The organism is Halonatronum saccharophilum DSM 13868 (genome assembly GCF_000517025.1).
GTDB classification, from domain to species: Bacteria; Bacillota; Halanaerobiia; order Halobacteroidales; family Halobacteroidaceae; genus Halonatronum; species Halonatronum saccharophilum.
The window spans coordinates 150,975-172,080 of record NZ_KI912097.1 but is presented as its reverse complement, the minus strand read 5'-3'; the positions used below and the strand labels follow the sequence as shown (position 1 = coordinate 172,080).

The window sequence follows — 21,106 nt, the reverse complement described above, 5'->3', positions numbered from 1 at the left end:
TTGAGATTTTGACTTTACTCATTACTCTTCACTCATTACCCATTACTAGTGGCACGAAACTGCCACTTTATTACTACAAAGTGTCACTTCTAAAAAATCATACATATAAATAAGGGTGTGAGAAGGATGTTAAAGGGAAATTTAGAGGATATGTACTTTAGTGCTTCGGCTTTGAAGACCTATGAAACTTGTAGGTTGAAGTTTAAACGTCGCTATTTAGATGGCTTATACTGGCCTAGCGATTGGGTTCAAAGCCCTGAAGATAAGAATATATTCAAAGAGGGGCAAGATTTTCATACTTTGGCTCAAAGGTATTATGAGCGTGGTCGGATTGTAGATCCTACCAATCTAATCTCACTTCAAATCGAGAAATGGCTAGAGAATTTAATATCTTTTAGACCTTATAATGATAATGCTAAATTCTACCCAGAGCAAGAGATCAGGGTTAATGAGAGTGGGATTAAATTAATGGCTAAATATGATCTGCTTTATCTTGGCCAAGAAGGACAAGGGATAATTTATGATTGGAAGACTTATAAGAAACAGCCTAAATTAGAATACTGGGAGAACAATTTACAGACTATAGTTTATAGATATCTTTTGGTTAAAGGTGGAGGTAATTATCACCAAAAAGGTAGTTGGCCCTTAGAGGATATAATTTTAATCTATTGGAATCCTCGTTACCCTAAAGATTATCAACCTCTTAATTATACACAATGGCAATTTGAACGTGATGAAGATAGAATTAAGAAATTAATTAAAGAGATAAAAAATTTAGAAATTGATGAGTTTTATCCTACTGATAACAATAAAGCTTGTCTTTATTGTGAATATCGCCCCCTTTGTCATGGTGAGGAAGCATTAAAGGTTGATGTGGAAGAAGAAGATTTGAATTTAGATTTAGATTGGGATCAAATTGAAGAATTTGATTTTTAAATTAGTTTAATTGATTTACCCTGAGAAAACAATGAAAAAAAGGGGAGGTAGAAGATGGATTTAAAAGTGAATTATAAGAAGGATCTAGAGATTCCTAAGTGGCTATTAAATAAGGTTGACGATGATCACCTTTTAGCAAGGGTTATATTAAATAGAGGGATAGATACAATTAAAAAATTAGATGAATTCCTAAATCCAGAAGAACACCTTGGTATAAAACCTTCTTATTTTCCAAGACTAGAAGAAGGTGTTGAGATTATACTTGATGCTATAGCTAAGGATAGATCAATTCTTGTCTATGGTGATTATGATGTAGATGGGGTAAGCTCTACTGCAATTTTGATAAAGACTTTGAGAACCTTAGGGGCCAACGTCTCTTACCACCTTCCTGACCGTTTTACAGAAGGATATGGTATGAATAGGGGGGTAATTAAAAAATTAGCTAAAAAAGGAATTGATTTGATAATAACCTGTGATTGTGGTATCTCTAACTATGAAGAGGTGGAGTTAGCCAATGATTTAGGGCTGGATGTAATCATTACTGACCACCACGGTTTGCCAGATAAGTTACCACCTGCTCGTCTAATATTGTCACCTAAGCTTTTAGAAGAGGATGATTCTGCTTATCACTTACCTGGAGCTGGGATGGCTTACTTTTTAGCTAAAGGATTGCTCAATAAGGAGTCTAAAGAAGATAAAAGCGAGGTTCTTTTAGAGTTTTTAGCTTTAGCTATAGTAGCAGATGTGGTTCCTCTTTATGGTGAAAATCGTTACTTATTACAAAAGGGTCTAAAGGCTTTAAAATCAGCTAAATCAGTTGGTATTCAAGAACTTTGTAAGGTAAGTGGCATTGATCCCTTCAATTTATCTGAAATTGATATTGGTTTTAGACTAGGGCCAAGGATTAATGCAGCTGGGAGATTATTTAATGCCAGTTTAGCCTTAAAATTACTTTTAAGTGAAGATAGAAGTGAAGCTAAGAAGTTGGCCCAAAGGTTAGACTCTATTAATAGCAAAAGAAAAGAGTTGACTCAGCAGATGGAGGATGAGGCTAGGAGTCTTTTGAGTAAAGAAGATGAACTGACCTCAATTATCTTATATAAAAAAGAATGGAATCAAGGAATTATTGGTATTGGTGCAGGAAGATTATGTGAAAATTTTAAGTTGCCTACAGTCTTTTTGGCCAACAAAAGAGGAGAAGAAGGAGTAATAGTAGGGTCAGCTCGATCCATACCTCAAATACATATTAGAGAAGCTTTAAAGGAGTGTGACGATTTACTATTAGGATTTGGTGGTCATGCTGGAGCAGCAGGGTTATCTTTGAAAAGAGATAACTTAGAGGAATTTAAGGCTAGGTTGAATGGAGTGTTGGCTCGGGAAATGAAAAAGGTAGGAAAAGTGCGAAAAATTGAGGTTGATGCTAAGTTACCATTGTCAAAGCTTAACTTAGACCTTTATCACAAACTTGAATTGTTGGCCCCTTTTGGAGAAGGAAATCCTCGTCCAAGTTTTTATAGTCAAGGTCTAGAGTTGATTAATTATCGTAAGGTAGGAGATGGTAAACATTTAAAGTTAACCTTAGGAAAAGGTGAAAAGAAAATATCTGCCTTATGGTGGAGTGGAGATGAAGAGACTTTAAAGGATAAAATGGATTTAACTTACTCTTTAGATATAAACGAGTGGAGAGGTAGAGTAAATCTTCAAATGATTATAGAAGAGGTAATAGGTACTTCTATAGAAGGAGTTCGCAAAGAGAAGGAGATCGAAATAAATTTTGAAGATTATAGGAATTGGCGCGAATTAGGAGAAGAATTGCCGCCTTTAAATAATCCACTTTATTATTATGAAGGCACTAAAGATATTTCATTTACTCCAATAATTAATCGTTATCAAGATGATAAGGCTAAAGATTTAGTCCTTCTTTCTACTCCTCCAACTTTAGGTGTCTTTAAAGATATATTAAAAAATATCCAACCCCAAAGAGTACTATTAGCTTATTCTAAGATTCAATTGAAGTCGGATAAAGATTTTTTAAGAGAGCTAATGCAGATTATTAAAGGAATAATAGAACAGGAAAAAGGAATTACTAAAATTGAAGAATTAGCCTCTTTAACTGGTGAAGAAGAAGGAAATATAATTTTAGCATTACGTTATTTGCAGGAGGAAGGTTTAATTGAGTTAGAATTTATAGAAAGAAGGAGTATCTTTATTAAAAAGGGAAGAGAAGGAAAAAGTAAAGAAGTAAGATATAAGAGTAAGTTACGCAAAGCTTTAGAAGAGAGTAGAGCTTTTAAGAGATATTTATTAAAAAAAGACTTAGATGAGATCCAAGCTTTAGTTAAAATTCATTAATATAATTATTATATCTTTCTCTACCCCCACACCTAAAATAATTAATTTGATAAAAGATGAATTTTGTTTCTATAAGATACATAATCTATTACTAGCAACTAATAGCAAGTAAATATTAATAAGGTAAAATAATTTTAAGGTGGGGGTGTTTTATGAAAAAGATTAAAATAATAACTACTGGTGGGACTATAGCTATGGGCCAAGATAATAAAAGCAATCAAATAGTCCCTAAATTATCAGGATCTGACCTTTTAGATTATGTTCCTGAATTGAAAAATATTGCTCAATTAGATCTATTACAATACTCTAATCTAGACAGTTCGCAGTTAAGTCCCAATATGATCTTAGGGTTGGCTAAGAAGGTAGAAGAGGCTTTAGCAGATGAAAGCATTAGCGGGGTATTAATTACTCATGGTACAGATACCGTAGAAGAGACGGCCTACTTATTAGATTTAATATTAGATGTACAGAAACCGGTTGTAATTACAGGAGCTCTTCGTAGTTTTAATCAATTAAGCTCTGATGGAGAAGCTAACCTTGTTCATTCTTTGCAGACTATTTTAGACCCACGTAGTAAAAATAAAGGTGTATTAATAGCTATTAATAATCAAATACATGCTGCTAGATTTATTTATAAGGTACATACTAATAAATTAACATCTTTTGCTTCTTTAAATGCAGGGCCAATTGGTTATATTGATCACTGTGGGGTACATTATTTTTATGATCTTGCACCTCAAATAACCGTTAAGACAGATAAGCTTAAAAATAGGGTAGATATAATAAAGTTATCTATTGGAACTGATGACACGTTAATTCAGGCTGCTTTAGATTCTGGTACAGAAGGTATTGTTTTAGAAGCTTTTGGTGTAGGAACTATACCCAAAAGGGTTACTAAAGGTTTATTTAGGGCCAAAGAAGAAGGTATCCCAGTAGTTTTAACTTCTCGATGCTTAGAGGGAAGGGTTTATAATCTCTATGGTGCATCGGCAGGCGGAGTTGATATCTCTGAGCTTGACCTTATTTTTGCTAGAACCTTAAATAGTACTAAAGCTAGGTTATTACTTATGCTTTTGCTCAGTAGAGGCCTTTCTAAAGGAGAGATAAGAAAGTACTTTGCTTTAAAGTTAAAGATGTAAATTGATATTTTTTTCAATTTTAATACAACAAGTTAGGAGAGATATAATGAATGAAAATTATAAAACTTTAAGAGCTGTTGCTTTTGCATTGAAAATATTAGCTTTTATAGGTTTTGCTGGTATTTTCTTTATAACTATAATAAATATTTTTACTGCCAGAGGATCAATGGGTCATGGGAATATTGGGTATCTTATCTTTAATAATTTGTTCCCGATATTTTTTGCTGTTTTTCAAGCCTTATTTTTATATGCTTTTAGTGAATTGATATTATTATTTATTGATATAAAAGAAGATTTAAATCAAATTAAAAAAACTTAAAGAAGAAGGTATCGTAGCGATACCTTCTTCTTTAAGTTTTACAACAATTTAGCCTTTGTTAAAAAAACACAAAAAAAGGCCTATATATTGTTTCTTTAAAACAATGACATTAGCTTGAAAAAAGATTAGTATATTTATGAAGGATAAAATTTTTCGCTTTTTTGTGAAAAAAAACTCAATATATTATAGGGAGGGTACTTATGAAATTTAACAAGAAGTCTGTTTTTGCAATTTTATTGGCTGTTATTATTGTTGGAGTTTTTACATTTGTAAGAATTAGTACACGTACTACATTAAAGGTTGATGAAGAAAATTATATTCCGATTGAAGAGAGGGGTTATGATAATTCTAGTGTTTTAATTAGTGCTCAAGAATTAAAAGAGGTTAAAGATCAAGATGACGTAGCTGTAATTGATTTTAGGAGGAATGATCAGTATGTTCTTGGTCATATACCAGGTGCGATCCAAGTATGGCGTAGCGATGTTACAGACCCAGACCACGAGTATGCAGGTATGAGAATATCTCATGAAGGTTTGGCTAACTGGTTAGGTGAAAATGGTATTAGTAATAACGATACCGTTGTTATCTACACTTCAGGTGGTGGTCATGACGCGGCTAGAATGTGGTGGATGATGACTATGATCGGTCATAAAGATGTTAGACTATTGGATGGAGGTTTAGATTACTGGAGAGCAATTGGCTATAACACTACTATGTCCAGTCCTAGTAGAGATGCTGTAGAGTACAGATTAGGCGATGTTAATGAGTCTATGTTAGCATCACTAGATGATGTTTTAGCAGCTATTGAGGATCAAGAGACTGTTGTTTTATGTACTCGTTCTCAAGATGAAAATACTGGTACAAATCAATTGGGTGGGGCAAATCGAGCTGGGAGAATCCCGTCAACATATTTTATTGAGTGGACTGAAGTCTTAAATGAAGAGAATCTATTTAAAACTGCTGATGAATTAAGAGACCTTTATGAAGCAAATGGGATAATTTCTGATAAAGGGGTTATTAATTATTGTCAATCTGGTGTTCGTTCAGCTCATACTACCTTTGTTTTAAGCCAACTGCTAGGTTATGAGGATGTTAAGAACTATGATGGATCATGGATTGAATGGAGCCACAGAGAAGATTTACCTATAGAAAAAGATTAAGTGATTTAGAAGGAGGGGAAATTACCCTCCTTCTTTTTAGTTTTTAACCCTTTCTTTTCTTTCTTAATTATCATATAATAAAAATTGTTAGGATATAATCGAAGTGTCTGATAAATTTAGACTTATAAAGGGGAGAGAAGATGATAAATAAAGATAAATTATTCTCTTTGCAGGAAAGATACCAAAATATCTTGTTAAATGATGGTGGGCTAAGAAGCTTATGTAATCTATTGCGCAGTGAAATTGATAATAAAATATTTATCTTAGATAAATATCGTGAAAATCCACTGTATGTGGATAGAGACTTAAAAAGAGGATTAAATTTTTATTCTTATCTTGATAATAGAAAGTTTATAAAAAAAGAGGTAGTATATAAAAAGGGCAATAATAAAATTGAAAGGGTTAAATACCTTTGGGAGAAAAATGAGTTTAGCGAAATTCAAATTAGGCTTGGTAATAATAATGATTTTTTAGGGGTTTTAGTTATAGCCGAAACTAAAGAACTTAAGAAAGTTGATTATCCATTAGTCCTACAAGGGGTTTATGCTATAACTTTGAAATTACATCAAAATTCTTTAATTCAAAGGTTGGCCCAAAAATGTAGTAATGAGTTGATTGAAAACTTATTGCAAGGAAAGATAGATAATAAAGAAGAATTAATTAAAAGCGGCGAATTAGCAGGATGGGATTTAACAGTTCCTTATCAGTTATTTCTAATAAGGGCCAACTCCTCTAAAGATTCTAAAGGAGAAAAAGGAAATTTTCTTTATAATTATGAATTAGAAGATAAAATCGTTCAAAGCTTACATCGAATTATTAGGTCTAATATATCTAGAAAGTATATAATATTTTCTTATAATAAACATATCCTCTTATTAATTAATTATGATAAACCTTCAAAAGAGATCGGAGATGACTTAGGTTATATATATAAACTCTTACAAAAACGATTTAAAAAGTTAATTATCTCTATTGGCGGTGGGGCATTTTTATATGATTGCTCTAATATATCTTTTAGCTATAAACAAGGGCTTTATGCCTTGGATTTTTTAGATATATCTAATAAAGAAAAAAGAACCTTGCTTTATGAAGAACTGGGTATATTGAAGTTGCTTTGGAAGGTTAATTGCTCTGATTTAATCAACTTCAAAGATGATTTATTATCTGATTTAATAGAATATGATAAAAAGAATAATAGTGACCTTGTTAATACCCTAGGAGTTCTTTTAAAGAAAGATGGGAGCATAAAAGAAGGAGCGAATGCCTTGCATATTCACCCAAACACCATGAGATATAGAATTAAAAAGATTGAAGATATACTAAAGCTAGATCTCTCAGATTTTGAAGTTAAATTAAATTTAGCTACAGCATATAAAATTAATAAATTCATTATTTGTGAAGATGGGGAGTGCTTTAAGTATGATCAATGCTAAATTGAAGAAAAGCTTAGAAATTAACTTCCCTAAACAGAGAAGGATGTCTTTTCTCATAGCGCTTTTTTCTTTGCTGATATATATTTGCCTTTATAGTTATATTGATTCAACTTTAGCATATTCCTGGATCTTTGGACTATTGGTAGGATTTACATTACAAAGATCTAGAATCTGCTTTACAGCAGCTTTACGTGATCCTATCTTATTTGGGATGACAGAGTTAGCTAGAGCAATTATATTATCATTATTTATTATGACAATTGGATATTTTTTGATTCAAATATACCAACTCTCTCAAGGCTTACCCCTTCCAGGAAGATTTGTTACTTTAGGATGGCATATACCTATTGGAGCATTGATCTTTGGAATAGGTGCTGCTTTAAGTGGAGGTTGTGCTTCGGGAACCCTAGTTAGAATCGGTGAAGGTTTTAGATTACAGTGGATTGCTTTATTAGGCTTTATTTTTGGGTCAACCCATGGTGCTTATGATGGTGATAGATGGTATAGATTGTTTACTGATATTGATTTTCCACATCTACCTAATCTTATTGGTTGGAGATGGGCTATTTTAATTCAGTTACTACTACTAATTATTCTATATGTCTTAGCTTACTTATGGGAAAAGTATAAGTTTGGATAATAATTGTATAAGGGGGAAGAAGATGAATATACTTGACTGTATTGGAGAACCATGTCCATTGCCTCTAATGAAGGTGGAAAAAAGGATTAAAGATTTAAATAGAGGTGATAAAATTTATATAGAGGTAGATCATACTTGTGCTATGACCAATGTCCCTGAATGGGCTAGAAAGAGAGGGTATGATGTTGAAGTGGAAGAGGTGAGCTTTGGTGAGTGGAAGATTACAGTCACTAAAAGATGATAAGACCTTTTATCAGTTAGTGATATCTCAGGCAATTGATAGGCCTTGGCCTTATTGGTTTGGCGGGATATTGTTGGCCCTATTTAATCTTCTTTATGTTATAATAACAGGGCATTACTGGGGGATAAGTAACAACTTGGCCCGTTGGGGAGCTTGGGTTTTAGAGAAAGTCGGCGTTAATTCTAGTCAATGGATTGTTTGGACTTATTACGATTACTATACAGAACCTTGGCTTGATAAGCAGACTTGGTCAAATTTAGGGATTATAATAGGGGCTTTAATCGCTATTTTATTAACTCAAAATTTTAAATTGAAGGGAATAAAAGATAAAAAACAGTTCATAATGGTATTAGTAGGTGGGTGGTTAATGGGATATGGATCTAGAATAGCAATTGGTTGCAATATTGGAGGTCTTTATTCTTCTATATCATCTTTAGCTTTAAATGGATGGATATATCTTCCCTTTGCTATAACTGGTGTCTATTTCGGGAATAAGATAATAATGAAGTTATTATTATAGTTTCCTTAGTCTTTTCAAACAAAAATAAGCCTTGATTTAAAGAGATAAGCATATTAATATGCTTATCTCTTTGTTGTTTACCTACAAAAAGCAGTTTATAAATTATAACTATATACTAAAGACAAATAGTCTGATTAGAGGTTATAATATTCTTGAGAGTCTTTTTTTAGATATAATTGTGAAAAATATATCTTTCACTAATCAAGGAGGGAATTTTATGTTACCAGAAAGGTTACCAGAAGACTTAGTAACTAAGATGAATGAAATAGTTGAAGATTGTATGGGGGATGCACCTCCATACTGCGAAGCAACTTGTCCATTACATATTGATGTACAAGGCTATGTTAAATTGATTGGGGAAGGCGAGTATAAAAAAGCTTTAGATTTAATTAGAGAGACAACTCCTTTTCCAGGGATATTAGGGAGAGTATGTGCTCACCCTTGTGAAGAAAAGTGCAAAAGAGAAGAGATTGATAATGCTTTATCTGTTAAAAACTTAAAACGTTTTGTAGCAGATAAGTGTGATGATCCTAAGGATTGGGATCTAAATGTGAAAGAAGAAAGTGAAAAGAAGGTAGCAATTATTGGATCAGGTCCTGCAGGTGCTTTAGCTGCTTATGATTTAAGAAAGATGGGCCATCAGGTTACTATCTTTGAAGCCTTGCCAGTTGTAGGAGGAATGCTAAGAGTAGGTATTCCTGAATACCGATTACCACATAATGTAATAGATAAAGAGTATAGCATTTTAGAAAAATTAGGTGTAGATATCAAATTAAATACTAAGGTTGGTGAAGATATTTCTTTTAAAAAGCTTGAAGAAGATTATGATGCTATCTTTATCGGTGTAGGAGCACATAAAAGCTTTATCTTACCGATAGAAGGGTCTGATTTAGCAGGTGTTCAACCTGGTGTAGATATCTTAAGAAAAGCAGGTTTAGAAAAGCATGATAAAGTTGAAATAGGTGAAAGAGTTCTTGTTATTGGCGGTGGAAATGTAGCAATGGATGTAGCTAGAACTGCTTGGCGTGAAGGGGCCAAAGAGGTTCATATAGCTTGTGTTGAAAGTAGAGATCAGATGCCAGCCCATTCATGGGAGATAGATGATGCTTTAGAAGAAGAAATCACTCTCCATGACGGATGGGGGCCAATGAAGATTAATGGGGAAGATAAGGTGGAAAGTATAACCTTAAAAAAATGTACTCAAGTCTTTGATCAAGATGGCAGCTTTAACCCGGCTTATGATGTCTGTAATCTAAAAGATATCGAAGTTGATAATGTTATCTTTGCTATCGGTCAATCATCTGAAGCTGACTTTTTAGCTGGTGATGATTCCATTGAATTGATGCGAGGAAATAAGATTAAGGTTGACCCAGTAACATTACAAACTACTAAGGAGAAGGTTTTTGCAGGTGGTGATGGGGCAGGAAGACCTTTATTGGCTATTGAGGCTATGGCCCATGGGAGAAAGGTTGCAACTTCAATAGATAGGTATTTAAAAGGTGAAAATTTATATGAAAATAGAGATTATGAGGGTACTTATCAAAGTTGGTTGAAGAAGGAATTAGCTGAAGATGAACCAAGAAGAGAGAGAATCTCTATTAAAATGCTACCTGTAGATGAGAGGAGAGGAAACTTTAAAGAGGTTGAGTTTGCTTATACTCCATCAGAGGCAAGGGGAGAAGCCCTTAGATGTTTGGAGTGTCAATGTAAGCTATGTATGCAAGAGTGTGAGATGTTAAATGACTTCTGTATCTCACCTAAAGATCTCTTTAAAGATATTATTAAAGGTGAGGTTGCTCCATTAATTCATTATTCTTGTAACATGTGTAGTCAATGTACAATAGTTTGCCCACATGAATTTGAATTGAAGAATCACTTTATGGAGATGAGAAAGTTATTGGTTAAAAATAATGATGGTAAATCACCTATGAAAGGTCATAATGCTATAGAATGGCATCAAAAGCTAGGATTTTCAGGTATATTCACTACAACTGTAGGCGCTAGTAAAGATAAGGAGGGTGCATAAGATGGGGAAAGCAAAGAGAGTATTTATACCAGGGTGTAGTTTATCTTCATATAATCCTGATTTAGTAGAGAAGACTTTAGAACATTTACAGAATAAGTTGCCTGGAACAGGTGCTATACTTAAGTGTTGTGGTAAACCTACAAAGGCTTTAGGCCAATATGATAAATTTAAAGAGAGATATAGCCAGTTACAAGAAGACATTGATAACCTAGGTGCAGAGGAGATAATAGTTGCTTGCCAATCTTGTTATCTAACTATGTCAGCAAGTAGTCCGAAGCAAAAGGTTACTTCACTATGGGAGTTATTACCTAAGATTGGCTTGCCAGAAGAGATGGTAGGTATAGCTAAGGGTAGTGATATTACCTTTGCTGTCCATGATTCTTGTTCTACTAGAGATAGAAAGGATATTCATGATGGGATAAGATGGATAATTAGAGAACTTGGCTATAAAATTGAAGAACCTAAGAGCACTAAAGAGAAGACTCGCTGCTGTGGTTTTGGTGGTATGGTTGTTCCAGCCAATCCAGAGTTAGCCCAAAGGGTAATGAAGAGAAGAACTTCAGAGGTTAAATCAGATTATATGGTTACTTACTGTGCGGCTTGTAGGGCTTCAATGGTACAAGGTGGAAAAAATGCAGTTCATATCTTAGATCTTATCTTTGGCGGTCTTTGGACTTCAGAATCTGATTTCCCTACTCTACCTAAGACTCCAATATCAGGTTGGGTTAACAGGTATAAATGTAAGAAAAAGATTGTCAAAGTATTATCATAACTTCAAGGAGGGGTTTAAATGTCTAATAATAACGAGAAAAAAGGAAGTAAGAAGAAATTAATTATAACAGTAATTGTAATTGCTGTAGCAGCTTTTTTGGCCCATAGACTGGGATTAGCAGATCATATTAGTATGGATAATCTTAATCGCTTACAGACTTGGATACAAGGGTTTGGAGCTATTGCACCTGTAGTTTATATTCTTTTATGGGTTGCAGCTTGTGTATTTTTCTTGCCAGGACTTCCGATTGCTATTTTAGGAGGTGTTGCTTTCGATCCAATTCCTGCTATAATCTATGCTTCTGTAGGTTCTACTCTAGGAGCAACTGCAGCATTCTTAATTGGAAGATATGCAGCTAGAGGTATGGTTGAGGGTTGGATAGAAGGCAATGATCAGGTTAAGAAGATTGATGAAGGTGTTAAGAAGAATGGTTGGAGAATGTTGATGATTACTCGAATGGTTCCAGTGTTCCCTTTTAACTTACAAAATTATGTTTATGGGCTAACAGATATTAAAGTATTAACTTATGCACTTGTTTCTTGGATATGTATGTTACCTGGTACAATTGCTTATATCATGGCAGCTTCAGCACTTGCCAGAGGTGAAGGTGACTTAGGTACTACATTTATGTACTTAGGAGTTGCAGCCTTATTCTTTGTATTATTATCAATGATTCCTAAGTTTTTGGCTAAGAAACATGGTAATATGGTAGAAGATATTAAATAGTAATAAAGTGTAACTTTCAGTTACACTTCTATATTCTTAAATTATTAAATTGAATTAATTTCAAATTATATCTATTAATCAAGGAGGAGAAGGATGATTTATAATAGAAAGAGTTTAGTATTACTAACTGTCATCTTATTGTTAATACTACCCCTTATGGGATGTAGTTCTGATGAAGAGGTTGTTAGTGGAGACCTATTCTCTATGGAGTGGTCAGAGATTGAATCAGCTTCTGAAGGCACTCAAGTTAATTTTTATATGTGGGGTGGAGACGAGAGAATAAATAATTGGATAGATACCTTTGCTGCATCCAACTTAAAAAAAGATTATGGTATAGAGTTAAATAGAGTTCCTATGGGGCCAAATGATTACTTGAATCAACTTTTAGGTGAAAAACAGGTTGGATTAGAAGAGGGGAGTATTGATCTGCTCTGGATCAATGGAGAGAACTTTCAGGTTGCTAAGGAGAGTGGACTATTATTTGGCCCATTTGTCGATATAGTTCCTAATTACGAAGCTTATATGGATACAGAGTCTTTAGAGATTATTACAGACTTTGGTTATCCAACAGAAGGTTATGAACTACCTTATGGTAAAGCTCAATTCACCTTTACCTATGACCAGGCAAGAACAGAAGACCCTCCATATACCTTTGATGAGCTTATCCAATGGATAAAGGATAACCCAGGGAAGTTTACTTATCCAGATCCGGTATCTAATTTTACAGGTAGCGTCTTTGTAAGACATATAATTTATGAAATGACTGGTGGATATGAAGCTTACCATCAAATTGAAGATGAAGAAGAGATTAGAGAAATGATTAGACCTGCTATGGAGCTGCTTAGAGATTTAAAACCTTATCTATGGAGAGAGGGCCAAACATATCCAGCTACTACAGCACAATTAAATAATATGTTTGTCGATGGAGAGTTAATGGCTACTATGGCTTATAGTTCAATTCTAACTTCAGGTGAAATTGCAAGTGGTAATTTTCCTGAAACTGCTAGAACCTTTGTTTTAGAGAATGGTACTATTGCAAATACCCACTTCTTAGCTATTCCTTTTAACTCACCGAATAAGGCTGGAGCTTTGGTAGCAGCTAACTTCTTAGCTGGATTTGAAGCTCAAGTATCTAAATTTGATCCGCAAATTTGGGGAGATATGCCTATCTTTAGCTATGAGAAGTTATCTGATGAAGAGAAGGCTATAGTGGATAGTATTGATACAGGTATAGCTACCTTATCTCAAGAAACTTTAGATAGCCATAGTGTTCCAGAGATGCCAGCACGTTTTGTTCCGATCATTGAAGAAGAATGGGATCGTATAGTAAATAGATAATTTATAAGCTTAAATTTAGGAGAGAATTTATTCTCTCCTAAATCAGGTTAATGGACTTTTAATATAACATTTTATTAATTGGAGGGTAAAAAATGAATACTAAAATCAAGAAAAAATTAATACCCTATATACTCCTATTACCCTCTTTGTCTATCATAGTTTTATTATTTTTAGGAGGGTTAATAATAGCTTTGACACAAAGTTTAGGTTATTTCCCTCTGATAGGATTAAATAATATAAGCCTTGAGTATTTTCGCGGAATATTTAATGATGAGCAGTTTATTTCATCTTTAGGATATACCCTTTATATTTCTGTAGTATCTTCGACTCTTTCGGTAATTATAGGTGTTCTATTAGCTTATCAATTATTAAAATTGCCAAAAGAGAATAAGTTTATTTCAACCATCTATAAGCTACCAATTATTGTCCCACATGCTGTTGGGTCATTGATTATATTTATTATCTTTACTCAAAGTGGATCTCTATCTAGAATCTTTTATAGTTTTGGGTTTATAGAGGATATCTCAAGTTTTCCTCGGATGGTCTTTGACCCTTGGGGAATAGGTATTATCCTAGTTTACCTTTGGAAACAGATTCCCTTTGTAGCTTTGATGGTATATACAATACTACGGGGTATAAATTCTTCTTGGGAAGGAGCAGCTCTTAATCTAGGGGCCAACAAAAGGCAGATATTTTGGAATATCTATCTTCCTTTATCTATGCCGACGATATTGTCTTCCTTTATAATTATATTTGCTTTTTCCTTTGGGGCCTTTGAAATCCCATTTCTTCTAGGGCCAACAAATCCTAGAACCTTACCTGTCCTTGCTTATCATCGGTATACAAGCCTTAATATACAACAAAGGCCCTATGCCATGGCAATATTGATAACAATAGCTGTTATATCAACCTTTTTAATTATTCTTTATAAGAAGGTTGTGGATCTATCTAGGATATGAATAGTGATGAGTGATTAGTAATCGGTAATGAGTAAAACCTTAAAATTCCAAAAACCCTTTATTCTTAGGTTTTGACCTTACTGATTACCAGTTGCACAAAGTGCAACTATATTATTAATTTTAATCAAACTTATAGGAGGTATTTTTTATGTTAGATTCTAAAGGACGTAAGTATGTTGAGCCTTTAATTGAAAGAACTGCTAGTATTTTATTAAGTTTTGGTCTTAGTGCTAACTTTATAACTTGGGTCGCTTTTTTAATTGGTGCTTTAACAGGACTCTTTGTTTATTTTAATTACTCTATAACTGCAATTATACTACTATGGTTGTCTGGCTTTTTAGATGCTGTGGATGGGTCGATGGCTCGCAAGAGTAAGAATACAACCTCTTGGGGGACAGTAATGGATGTAACTTTTGATAGGGTGGTAGAGTTATCTTTAATTATTGGTTTGGCTCTTAAATACCCTTTGGCTCAGTTTCCATTAATACTATTGTTAGGGGCTATAATTTTATCTATGACCATCTTCTTAACGGTAGGGGCTGTTTCTAAAAATGAAGGAATAAAGTCTTTTCACTATCAAGCTGGAGTAGCAGAGAGGACAGAAGGTTTTATATTCCTAACTCTTATGACTTTAATACCTAATAAGATTACTTTAATTACTTTGATCTTTGCTGCTACAGTTTTATTTACAGCTTTACAGAGGATGGCTGAAGCAAAGAGGATTTTAAGCAAATAGAAAAAGAGGTGAAGGTGATGGACTTGATTAATACAATAAGATATACTATAGTTTATACCATAGTTGCACTTTTAATATTACCATTAATTATTTTATTAATGTGGTCTTTTAGTGGGAGTTGGCCTTGGCCACACCTATTACCTATTGAATTTACTTTAGATAGTTGGGCATACTTTTTTAATCCAATCAGCGGTACTGGCAGGGCTCTCTTGACTAGCCTTATTATCGCTATAGCTGTTACAGTTATATCTATTGGAGTTAGCATACCTGCTTCTAAGGCCTTGGCCCTTTATAGTTTTTGGGGGAAGGATATGATTAAACTATTATTGTTGGCCCCAATCATTGTACCACCATTAGCAGCAACTATGGGAATTCATATGAATTTTATTAAATATGGTTTAAGTGGTCAAATTATAGGAGTTATATTGGTTCATTTAATCCCATCCTTACCTTACTCTATTATGATCTTAAATCATACCTTTGAAGGTGTAGGAAATAAGATTGAAGAGCAGGCTGCAGTTTTAGGGGCCAACTGGTGGCAGACTTTTGTTTATATAACCCTCCCTTTAATTAAAAGAGGAATTTTTTCTGCTTCTATTATGGTCTTTATAATCTCTTTTAGTCAATATTTTTTAACCTTTTTAATTGGTGGTGGAAGGGTAGTGACCTTTACCATGCTTCTATTTCCTTTAGTAGAAAGAGGTAATAGATCTTTAGCAGCCGTTTATAGTATTGTCTTTATTATATCTATATTGATCTTTATTGTTATTTTAGAGTCTATACTCAAAAAGGATAAGATATTTAAAGCAGGTATTTAAAATTTCATGTATAATTAAATTATTATAATTTAAGGAGCAATATAATTATGGTTGAAATTTCTATAAAGAACTTAAAGAAGACTTTTAAAAATGATACCGTTTTAAAAGGAATAAATTTAAAGGTAAATAAAGGAGAGATGGTCGCTTTACTTGGCCCGTCAGGTTGTGGGAAGACTACAACTCTTAAGATAATTGCTGGTCTTGAAGGGGAAGATTCTGGAGAAGTTTACTTTGATAAAGATCCAGTCCTTAATATACCTACTCAAAAGCGTGGGGCTGTTATGGTATTTCAAGATTACCTCCTCTTTCCTCATATGACTGTTGAAGAGAATATAGGCTTTGGTCTAAAAATGGCTGGTTATAATAAAAGATACAGAAGAGAAAGGGTCGATGAACTACTATCTATGATTGGTTTATCTAAATATAAGTCTAATTATCCCAAAGAGTTATCAGGTGGACAGAAACAGAGGGTTGCCTTAGCAAGGGCTTTAGCAATCAAACCCAAAGTTCTCCTTTTAGATGAGCCCTTATCCAATTTAGATGCTAATCTTAGAAAAGATATGCAAAAGCTAATTAAGAAGTTGCATCAAAAAGAAGGGATGACTACAATTTTTGTAACCCATGACAGAGAAGAAGCAATGCTGATGGGGGATAAGATTGCTATTATGAATAAGGGTATGGTTCTCCAATACGGCAGTGGAGAGGATTTATATTTAAAACCTAATTCCAAGTTTGTAGCAGATTTCTTAGGAGAAGCAAATTATTTAAACGCTACTTTAAAAGGAGATAATATCTTATTAAAAGACTTAGATAAAGAGGTGCCTTCTACAGAAGATAAGCCTATAGCTAAAGAAGATTTAATTGCTATGATTAGACCTGAAATGGTTGAGATCCTATCTAGTAATGAGGATTTAAGTGATAATAAGGAATATATCTATTTGAATAGTAGGGTAAAGAGTAAAGAATTTGCCGGGGAAAGAACCTATTATCAACTGGCTATAAATAATAACCTAACAATTAAGGCTATATCCTTGCTAAAGAAGTCTTTTGCTTTAGAGGAGGAGGTTAAGGCTAGGGTAGAGGTAAAAAACATCTCTTTTCTAGAAAGAGATTAGAAAAAGATAAAAAGGATTGGAGCCTAGGCTCCAATCCTTTTTATCTTTCTAAATAGTAAGTGTTCTGTTTAAAATAAAATAAAGCTCTTTCTTCACTAGTACTTTTTAAAGTTAACCCTAATTTTTTAAAGGTGTCCTTCCACTCTTTATCTTTCATATTTGTATGTGGGTGACCACTAAATTGCCAGTTTAAAAGGCTATCCATAAACCAGGTTGCATATTTTTCGAAGTTATTATTATAAACATCTTCGATAATAATAACTCTTTTTGCTACTCGTTTAGCTTCTTTGATAATCTTTTCTGGATCAGGTGTATGATGAAGTACTGTTATAAGTAAAGCTACATCAAATTTATCATCTTCAAAGGGGATCCTTTCTCCATCATAGATCAATGGATTAACCATCTCTGAATAGCTTAAGTCTTTAACATCAACAGGTGTAATATCATAACCATCTTCCATTAAAGACCAAGATAAAGCCCCTTTTCCTGCTCCTATATCTATTATCTTATCTCCATCTTTAATAAAGGGTTTTATTCTTCTTCTTTTTTCTTTTGCCCAACTTTTAGATGTAGTATTGAAGATTAATTTTTTCAACATACTTTTCATATTAGAAATTCTCCTCTCAACAAATTAATCTGCGAAAGATCTTCTGATCTCTTCTTCAATTTCTCCCCAATTATCGACTCTTTTAATTTTACCCTCATAGTCAAAATTATGGTCCATATCCATCAAAAGAAGGTCCATATCTAAATCTAACATAGGTATAAGATGTTTTAGATGGTCATCAATAAAGAATTTAATTTTTTCCTTTTGGCAGATGAGGTGCTTTTCATCACTGTGAAAAAGCTTATCGTAAGGAATCTTATTCTTTTTCAACCATTCTAAGGTTACCTTGTTATCTTTGGAAGGACGAGCAGTAACTAGAATTATCTTATAACCTTCTTCCTTTAACCGGGCCAACACCTCTTTACACTTTGGTCTTGGAGGGACACTCAGGTATATATCATCTCCACGATCTTCCACAAACTTCTCAACCTCTGCAAGGCTTAATCCATAAGCCTCACAGAAGTCATATTTATTATTCTTTCTCCCATCAAGTCCAAAGTAATCGCAGATATTCCGATGCCAGATATTATCTTCACCTTTACCTTCATCGGTCAATACTGCATCTATATCTACACCAATAACCTTTTTCATTTTCTCACTCATTTTCTCACTCCTTAATTAATTGATCTTTCCTTCATTCTCTTTCCAAATTAAGATATCTAAAGCCTTTTGAGCAGCTTTAATATGTCTCTTCTCCGGTTCAACAGTCGTATATCTTTGACCTAAGAAAGGAATTAATAATAATAACTTAGGAGAATAGAGTATAAGTTCATAAGCTAAACCTAAAGCCAATAATGCTTCTAAATAAAAGTTGATCTGGACATCTAAGTAGCCAGTTATAGTAATTATAATGAAATAAAAGACTACTAAATTGGTCCCACATCTCTTAGCTAGACGCGAATGGGACTCTAAAGATCCTTTATAATCAGACTCATAATAGTTTACTGCTTTATGCTCAGCTCCGTGAAACTTAAATATCTCATTTAATACTGTCCTCCTTAAGGTATAAGCTATTACACCAAATAACGTTATATAAAAGTAAGGGCCAAAGTTGAGCTTACTAATCAACCACCCACTAGAAGGATGAAAGATAAAGTAGATCTCAATTAAAGTTCCTACTACTAAGATGCTTATTATTGGCCAAAACTTCTTTGGACTATTAGAAGCCTCCTTAAATAAGAAGATAATAGAGGAGAAGAGAGAAATCAACCCTCTTAAGACAGGTATCTTCTTAGCAAATAAAAACCATCTGCTTTTTCTCTTCAAACTCTTTCCAACTTGATATTTTAATTTATCACCATCGTAATAAGCTTTAACGGAGTACTTTTCTCCAAAAAGCCTAACACCATTTTTATATGCTCTACCACCAATCTTCATAATCGGCAATACACCTCCTACTTTAATATAGTTTATTATTTATAATCCAATCTGTCAATATATTAACGAATAAATAATAAAGAATAGAGAATAGTTAAAATTGGAACATTGTATAATTAAATGCACGGATAGTGCAAAAAATAAATGACACATATGAATACCTCATATATAATGTTAAATAACCACAAATAACATAAAGTGAGGTATTGATATGTGCCAAGATAATTATAACACAAATGAGAACAAAGGTGAACACTTAAAATGGGAAGATAGAAAAGTAATAGAACACTTGTATAATCAACAAAACAAGTCTCCCAAAGAGATTGCACAAGAGTTAGGTAGACATAGAACTACAATAAGCAGAGAGGTTAAAAAAGGCAAAATAGAGCTATTAAATTGGGACTATACAATTAGAATAGAATATGATGCATTAAAGGCTCAAAAGGTATATGATCAAAATGCTACAGCTAAAGGAGCTAAAATAAAAATAGGTAAAGATCACAGGTTAGCTGAGTTTATAGAGGAAAAAATCAAAGATAAGTATTCTCCAGAAGTAATTGCAGATATGATAAAAAATAGTGAAGATTTTGAAATAGAATTACATTGGAAGACTATCTATAATTATATAGATAAAGGCATCCTATTTGTAAGTAGAGAAGAGTTGACCTATGGTAATTATAAAAAGTCTAAAAAGACAAAGAAGAAAGAAAAAGAATCAACTAAAAGACGTAAAGAAGGTAGAAGAATATCAGATAGGCCTAAAGCAGCTGATGAGAGGTTAGAAGTAGGTCATTGGGAAATGGATCTAGTAGAGGGTAGAAAGGGAAAAGGAGAGCCTTTCTTATTAGTTCTAACGGAGAGGTATAGTAGAAAAGAAATAATAGAGATTATACCTAATAAGACGCAGGAAGCTGTAATAAGAGGTCTGGATCGAATAGAAAGAAGAATAGGAGTAAAGAAGTTTAGAGAATTGTTCAAGACTATTACAACTGATAATGGGAAAGAATTTTATAACTATACAGGAATAGAGACTTCTTTTACAAGAAGTAAAATTCCAAGGACAAAGCAATATTATGCTGATGCTTACTCTTCTTGGCAAAGAGGGAGTAATGAGAACTTAAATAAAATGATTAGAAGGTTTTTGCCAAAAGGAAGTAGCTTTAAGAATCTTAGTAGAAATCAAATTAAAAGAATTGAAAAATGGATTAATAATTATCCTAGGAAGATGTTTGGTTTTAAAAGTTCTAATAATATATTTGAAATAGGTTTAAATGTAGCATAAATAAACACATCATATGAGGTGTTTTTTTCCATAAAGGCTGTGCATTTTATATTGCAATTTTCAGAATAGTTAAAATTCCTATAATTACTTTTATTTTTACCGCCTAATTGATATAATAAAAATGTTATGCTGATATTAATTAACTAGTAATGGGTTATGAGTGATGAGTAATCAGTAAGTTCAAATATCAGTAAAGGATACATTAAATAGCTAGAAGAGGATGATATGAGATGAAAGAGATCTATTTAGATAATGCAGCAACTACAAAGCCTTATGATAAGGTAGTAAATAGGGTAACAGAAGTTTTAAAAAACTATTATGGCAATCCTTCTTCACTACATAGAAAAGGGATAGAAGCTGAAAAGATAATTAAAGAAGCTAGAAGGGAGATTGCTAAGAAGCTTAAGGTAAAACCTAATGAGATATACTTCACCTCTGGAGGGACTGAAGGCAATAATATGCTCATCAAGGGAGGGGTAAAGGCTCTTAAAAGATACGGTAATAGAATAATTACCTCCTCTATAGAACACCCTTCAGTCTTAGAGGTCTTTAATAGGCTAGAAGAGGAAGGTTTTGATGTTATACGTTTAAGTGTAGATAAAGAAGGTAT

22 protein-coding genes are annotated in these 21,106 nt (G+C 33.2%); 19 read left to right on the top strand and 3 right to left on the bottom strand.

The genetic code is table 11. The features are described 5' to 3' along the window. Positions 1–126 precede the first annotated feature (126 nt). The 17 genes from HALSAC_RS0112125 to HALSAC_RS0112045 all read left to right on the top strand — a co-directional run bounded on the left by HALSAC_RS0112125 (position 127) and on the right by HALSAC_RS0112045 (position 17,230). Positions 127–936: a PD-(D/E)XK nuclease family protein gene (locus HALSAC_RS0112125; protein WP_027340474.1), complete on the top strand. Its 810-nt coding sequence runs from the start codon at positions 127–129 to the stop codon at positions 934–936. A gap of 54 nt (positions 937–990) precedes the next feature. Beyond that, entirely contained in the window at positions 991–3,288 is a 2,298-nt protein-coding gene (gene recJ / locus HALSAC_RS0112120) for a single-stranded-DNA-specific exonuclease RecJ (protein WP_027340473.1), read from the top strand. A gap of 152 nt (positions 3,289–3,440) precedes the next feature. After that, positions 3,441–4,427, top strand: a complete 987-nt coding sequence (locus HALSAC_RS0112115) for an asparaginase (RefSeq protein WP_027340472.1) — start codon at positions 3,441–3,443, stop codon at positions 4,425–4,427. A 46-nt stretch (positions 4,428–4,473) separates the two neighbouring features. Continuing rightward, entirely contained in the window at positions 4,474–4,746 is a 273-nt protein-coding gene (locus HALSAC_RS0112110) for a hypothetical protein (protein WP_027340471.1), read from the top strand. 200 nt (positions 4,747–4,946) lie between these two features. Beyond that, positions 4,947–5,906, top strand: a complete 960-nt coding sequence (locus HALSAC_RS15905) for a sulfurtransferase (protein ID WP_035571888.1) — start codon at positions 4,947–4,949, stop codon at positions 5,904–5,906. Positions 5,907–6,046: 140 nt separating this feature from the next. Next, the gene (locus tag HALSAC_RS0112100; protein ID WP_084804501.1) at positions 6,047–7,339 is read left to right on the top strand and encodes a PucR family transcriptional regulator; all 1,293 of its coding nucleotides are present in this window, start codon (positions 6,047–6,049) and stop codon (positions 7,337–7,339) included. Next, positions 7,326–7,979 (top strand): YeeE/YedE thiosulfate transporter family protein, encoded by a 654-nt coding sequence (locus HALSAC_RS0112095; RefSeq protein WP_035571887.1) that lies wholly within the window; start codon positions 7,326–7,328, stop codon positions 7,977–7,979. Before HALSAC_RS0112100 ends, HALSAC_RS0112095 begins: the two co-directional genes overlap by 14 nt. Positions 7,980–8,001: 22 nt before the next feature. Then, the gene (locus HALSAC_RS0112090) at positions 8,002–8,220 is read left to right on the top strand and encodes a sulfurtransferase TusA family protein (protein WP_027340468.1); all 219 of its coding nucleotides are present in this window, start codon (positions 8,002–8,004) and stop codon (positions 8,218–8,220) included. Further along, positions 8,189–8,740 (top strand): YeeE/YedE thiosulfate transporter family protein, encoded by a 552-nt coding sequence (locus tag HALSAC_RS0112085; protein WP_051412216.1) that lies wholly within the window; start codon positions 8,189–8,191, stop codon positions 8,738–8,740. The genes HALSAC_RS0112090 and HALSAC_RS0112085 overlap by 32 nt, the downstream gene beginning before the upstream one ends. A 217-nt stretch (positions 8,741–8,957) precedes the next feature. Further along, the gene (locus HALSAC_RS0112080) at positions 8,958–10,766 is read left to right on the top strand and encodes an FAD-dependent oxidoreductase (RefSeq protein WP_027340466.1); all 1,809 of its coding nucleotides are present in this window, start codon (positions 8,958–8,960) and stop codon (positions 10,764–10,766) included. A 1-nt stretch (position 10,767) separates the two neighbouring features. Then, positions 10,768–11,538 carry a heterodisulfide reductase-related iron-sulfur binding cluster gene (locus tag HALSAC_RS0112075; RefSeq protein ID WP_027340465.1) on the top strand — a complete coding sequence of 257 codons (771 nt, stop codon included), beginning with the start codon at positions 10,768–10,770 and terminating at the stop codon, positions 11,536–11,538. Positions 11,539–11,556: 18 nt separating this feature from the next. After that, complete coding sequence (locus HALSAC_RS0112070; protein WP_051412215.1) at positions 11,557–12,264, top strand: TVP38/TMEM64 family protein; 708 nt, start codon at positions 11,557–11,559, stop codon at positions 12,262–12,264. Positions 12,265–12,357: 93 nt separating this feature from the next. Then, positions 12,358–13,602, top strand: coding sequence for an ABC transporter substrate-binding protein (locus tag HALSAC_RS0112065; RefSeq protein ID WP_051412214.1), 1,245 nt, complete (start codon positions 12,358–12,360; stop codon positions 13,600–13,602). Between the two features lie 92 nt (positions 13,603–13,694). Next, positions 13,695–14,561 (top strand): ABC transporter permease, encoded by an 867-nt coding sequence (locus HALSAC_RS0112060; protein WP_051412213.1) that lies wholly within the window; start codon positions 13,695–13,697, stop codon positions 14,559–14,561. A gap of 148 nt (positions 14,562–14,709) precedes the next feature. Beyond that, positions 14,710–15,297: a CDP-alcohol phosphatidyltransferase family protein gene (locus HALSAC_RS0112055; RefSeq protein WP_027340461.1), complete on the top strand. Its 588-nt coding sequence runs from the start codon at positions 14,710–14,712 to the stop codon at positions 15,295–15,297. A gap of 17 nt (positions 15,298–15,314) precedes the next feature. After that, a complete protein-coding gene (locus HALSAC_RS0112050) occupies positions 15,315–16,115 on the top strand; it encodes an ABC transporter permease (RefSeq protein WP_035571883.1) in 801 nt (266 codons plus the stop codon). A gap of 47 nt (positions 16,116–16,162) precedes the next feature. Then, positions 16,163–17,230, top strand: a complete 1,068-nt coding sequence (locus HALSAC_RS0112045; RefSeq protein ID WP_027340459.1) for an ABC transporter ATP-binding protein — start codon at positions 16,163–16,165, stop codon at positions 17,228–17,230. 40 nt (positions 17,231–17,270) lie between these two features. Here the strand turns inward: HALSAC_RS0112045 and HALSAC_RS0112040 are convergent, their stop codons facing one another. Genes HALSAC_RS0112040 through HALSAC_RS0112030 form a run of 3 tightly spaced genes read right to left on the bottom strand, consistent with a single transcriptional unit; the run spans position 17,271 to position 19,214 of the window. Further along, positions 17,271–17,837, bottom strand: coding sequence for a class I SAM-dependent methyltransferase (locus tag HALSAC_RS0112040; protein ID WP_035571881.1), 567 nt, complete (start codon positions 17,835–17,837; stop codon positions 17,271–17,273). A 24-nt stretch (positions 17,838–17,861) separates the two neighbouring features. Next, positions 17,862–18,440 carry a 5' nucleotidase, NT5C type gene (locus tag HALSAC_RS0112035; RefSeq protein ID WP_245579474.1) on the bottom strand — a complete coding sequence of 193 codons (579 nt, stop codon included), beginning with the start codon at positions 18,438–18,440 and terminating at the stop codon, positions 17,862–17,864. A gap of 15 nt (positions 18,441–18,455) precedes the next feature. Beyond that, positions 18,456–19,214: a DUF1385 domain-containing protein gene (locus HALSAC_RS0112030; protein ID WP_027340456.1), complete on the bottom strand. Its 759-nt coding sequence runs from the start codon at positions 19,212–19,214 to the stop codon at positions 18,456–18,458. Between the two features lie 211 nt (positions 19,215–19,425). Here HALSAC_RS0112030 and HALSAC_RS0112025 point away from each other — a divergent pair, with 211 nt between their 5' ends. Both HALSAC_RS0112025 and HALSAC_RS15900 read left to right on the top strand, forming a co-directional pair. Next, the gene (locus tag HALSAC_RS0112025; RefSeq protein WP_027338586.1) at positions 19,426–20,496 is read left to right on the top strand and encodes an IS30 family transposase; all 1,071 of its coding nucleotides are present in this window, start codon (positions 19,426–19,428) and stop codon (positions 20,494–20,496) included. Positions 20,497–20,726: 230 nt separating this feature from the next. Beyond that, positions 20,727–21,106 (top strand): aminotransferase class V-fold PLP-dependent enzyme (locus HALSAC_RS15900; RefSeq protein WP_035571875.1); only part of this gene is annotated, 380 nt, incomplete at its 3' end.

Coding starts and splice junctions, on each gene's coding strand:
- HALSAC_RS0112125 (WP_027340474.1), top strand. CDS start 127: ATGTTAAAGGGAAATTTAGAGGATATGTACTTTAGTGCTTCGGCTTTG.
- recJ (WP_027340473.1), top strand. CDS start 991: ATGGATTTAAAAGTGAATTATAAGAAGGATCTAGAGATTCCTAAGTGG.
- HALSAC_RS0112115 (WP_027340472.1), top strand. CDS start 3,441: ATGAAAAAGATTAAAATAATAACTACTGGTGGGACTATAGCTATGGGC.
- HALSAC_RS0112110 (WP_027340471.1), top strand. CDS start 4,474: ATGAATGAAAATTATAAAACTTTAAGAGCTGTTGCTTTTGCATTGAAA.
- HALSAC_RS15905 (WP_035571888.1), top strand. CDS start 4,947: ATGAAATTTAACAAGAAGTCTGTTTTTGCAATTTTATTGGCTGTTATT.
- HALSAC_RS0112100 (WP_084804501.1), top strand. CDS start 6,047: ATGATAAATAAAGATAAATTATTCTCTTTGCAGGAAAGATACCAAAAT.
- HALSAC_RS0112095 (WP_035571887.1), top strand. CDS start 7,326: ATGATCAATGCTAAATTGAAGAAAAGCTTAGAAATTAACTTCCCTAAA.
- HALSAC_RS0112090 (WP_027340468.1), top strand. CDS start 8,002: ATGAATATACTTGACTGTATTGGAGAACCATGTCCATTGCCTCTAATG.
- HALSAC_RS0112080 (WP_027340466.1), top strand. CDS start 8,958: ATGTTACCAGAAAGGTTACCAGAAGACTTAGTAACTAAGATGAATGAA.
- HALSAC_RS0112075 (WP_027340465.1), top strand. CDS start 10,768: ATGGGGAAAGCAAAGAGAGTATTTATACCAGGGTGTAGTTTATCTTCA.
- HALSAC_RS0112070 (WP_051412215.1), top strand. CDS start 11,557: ATGTCTAATAATAACGAGAAAAAAGGAAGTAAGAAGAAATTAATTATA.
- HALSAC_RS0112065 (WP_051412214.1), top strand. CDS start 12,358: ATGATTTATAATAGAAAGAGTTTAGTATTACTAACTGTCATCTTATTG.
- HALSAC_RS0112060 (WP_051412213.1), top strand. CDS start 13,695: ATGAATACTAAAATCAAGAAAAAATTAATACCCTATATACTCCTATTA.
- HALSAC_RS0112055 (WP_027340461.1), top strand. CDS start 14,710: ATGTTAGATTCTAAAGGACGTAAGTATGTTGAGCCTTTAATTGAAAGA.
- HALSAC_RS0112050 (WP_035571883.1), top strand. CDS start 15,315: ATGGACTTGATTAATACAATAAGATATACTATAGTTTATACCATAGTT.
- HALSAC_RS0112045 (WP_027340459.1), top strand. CDS start 16,163: ATGGTTGAAATTTCTATAAAGAACTTAAAGAAGACTTTTAAAAATGAT.
- HALSAC_RS0112040 (WP_035571881.1), bottom strand. CDS start 17,837: ATGAAAAGTATGTTGAAAAAATTAATCTTCAATACTACATCTAAAAGT.
- HALSAC_RS0112035 (WP_245579474.1), bottom strand. CDS start 18,440: ATGAGTGAGAAAATGAAAAAGGTTATTGGTGTAGATATAGATGCAGTA.
- HALSAC_RS0112030 (WP_027340456.1), bottom strand. CDS start 19,214: ATGAAGATTGGTGGTAGAGCATATAAAAATGGTGTTAGGCTTTTTGGA.
- HALSAC_RS0112025 (WP_027338586.1), top strand. CDS start 19,426: ATGTGCCAAGATAATTATAACACAAATGAGAACAAAGGTGAACACTTA.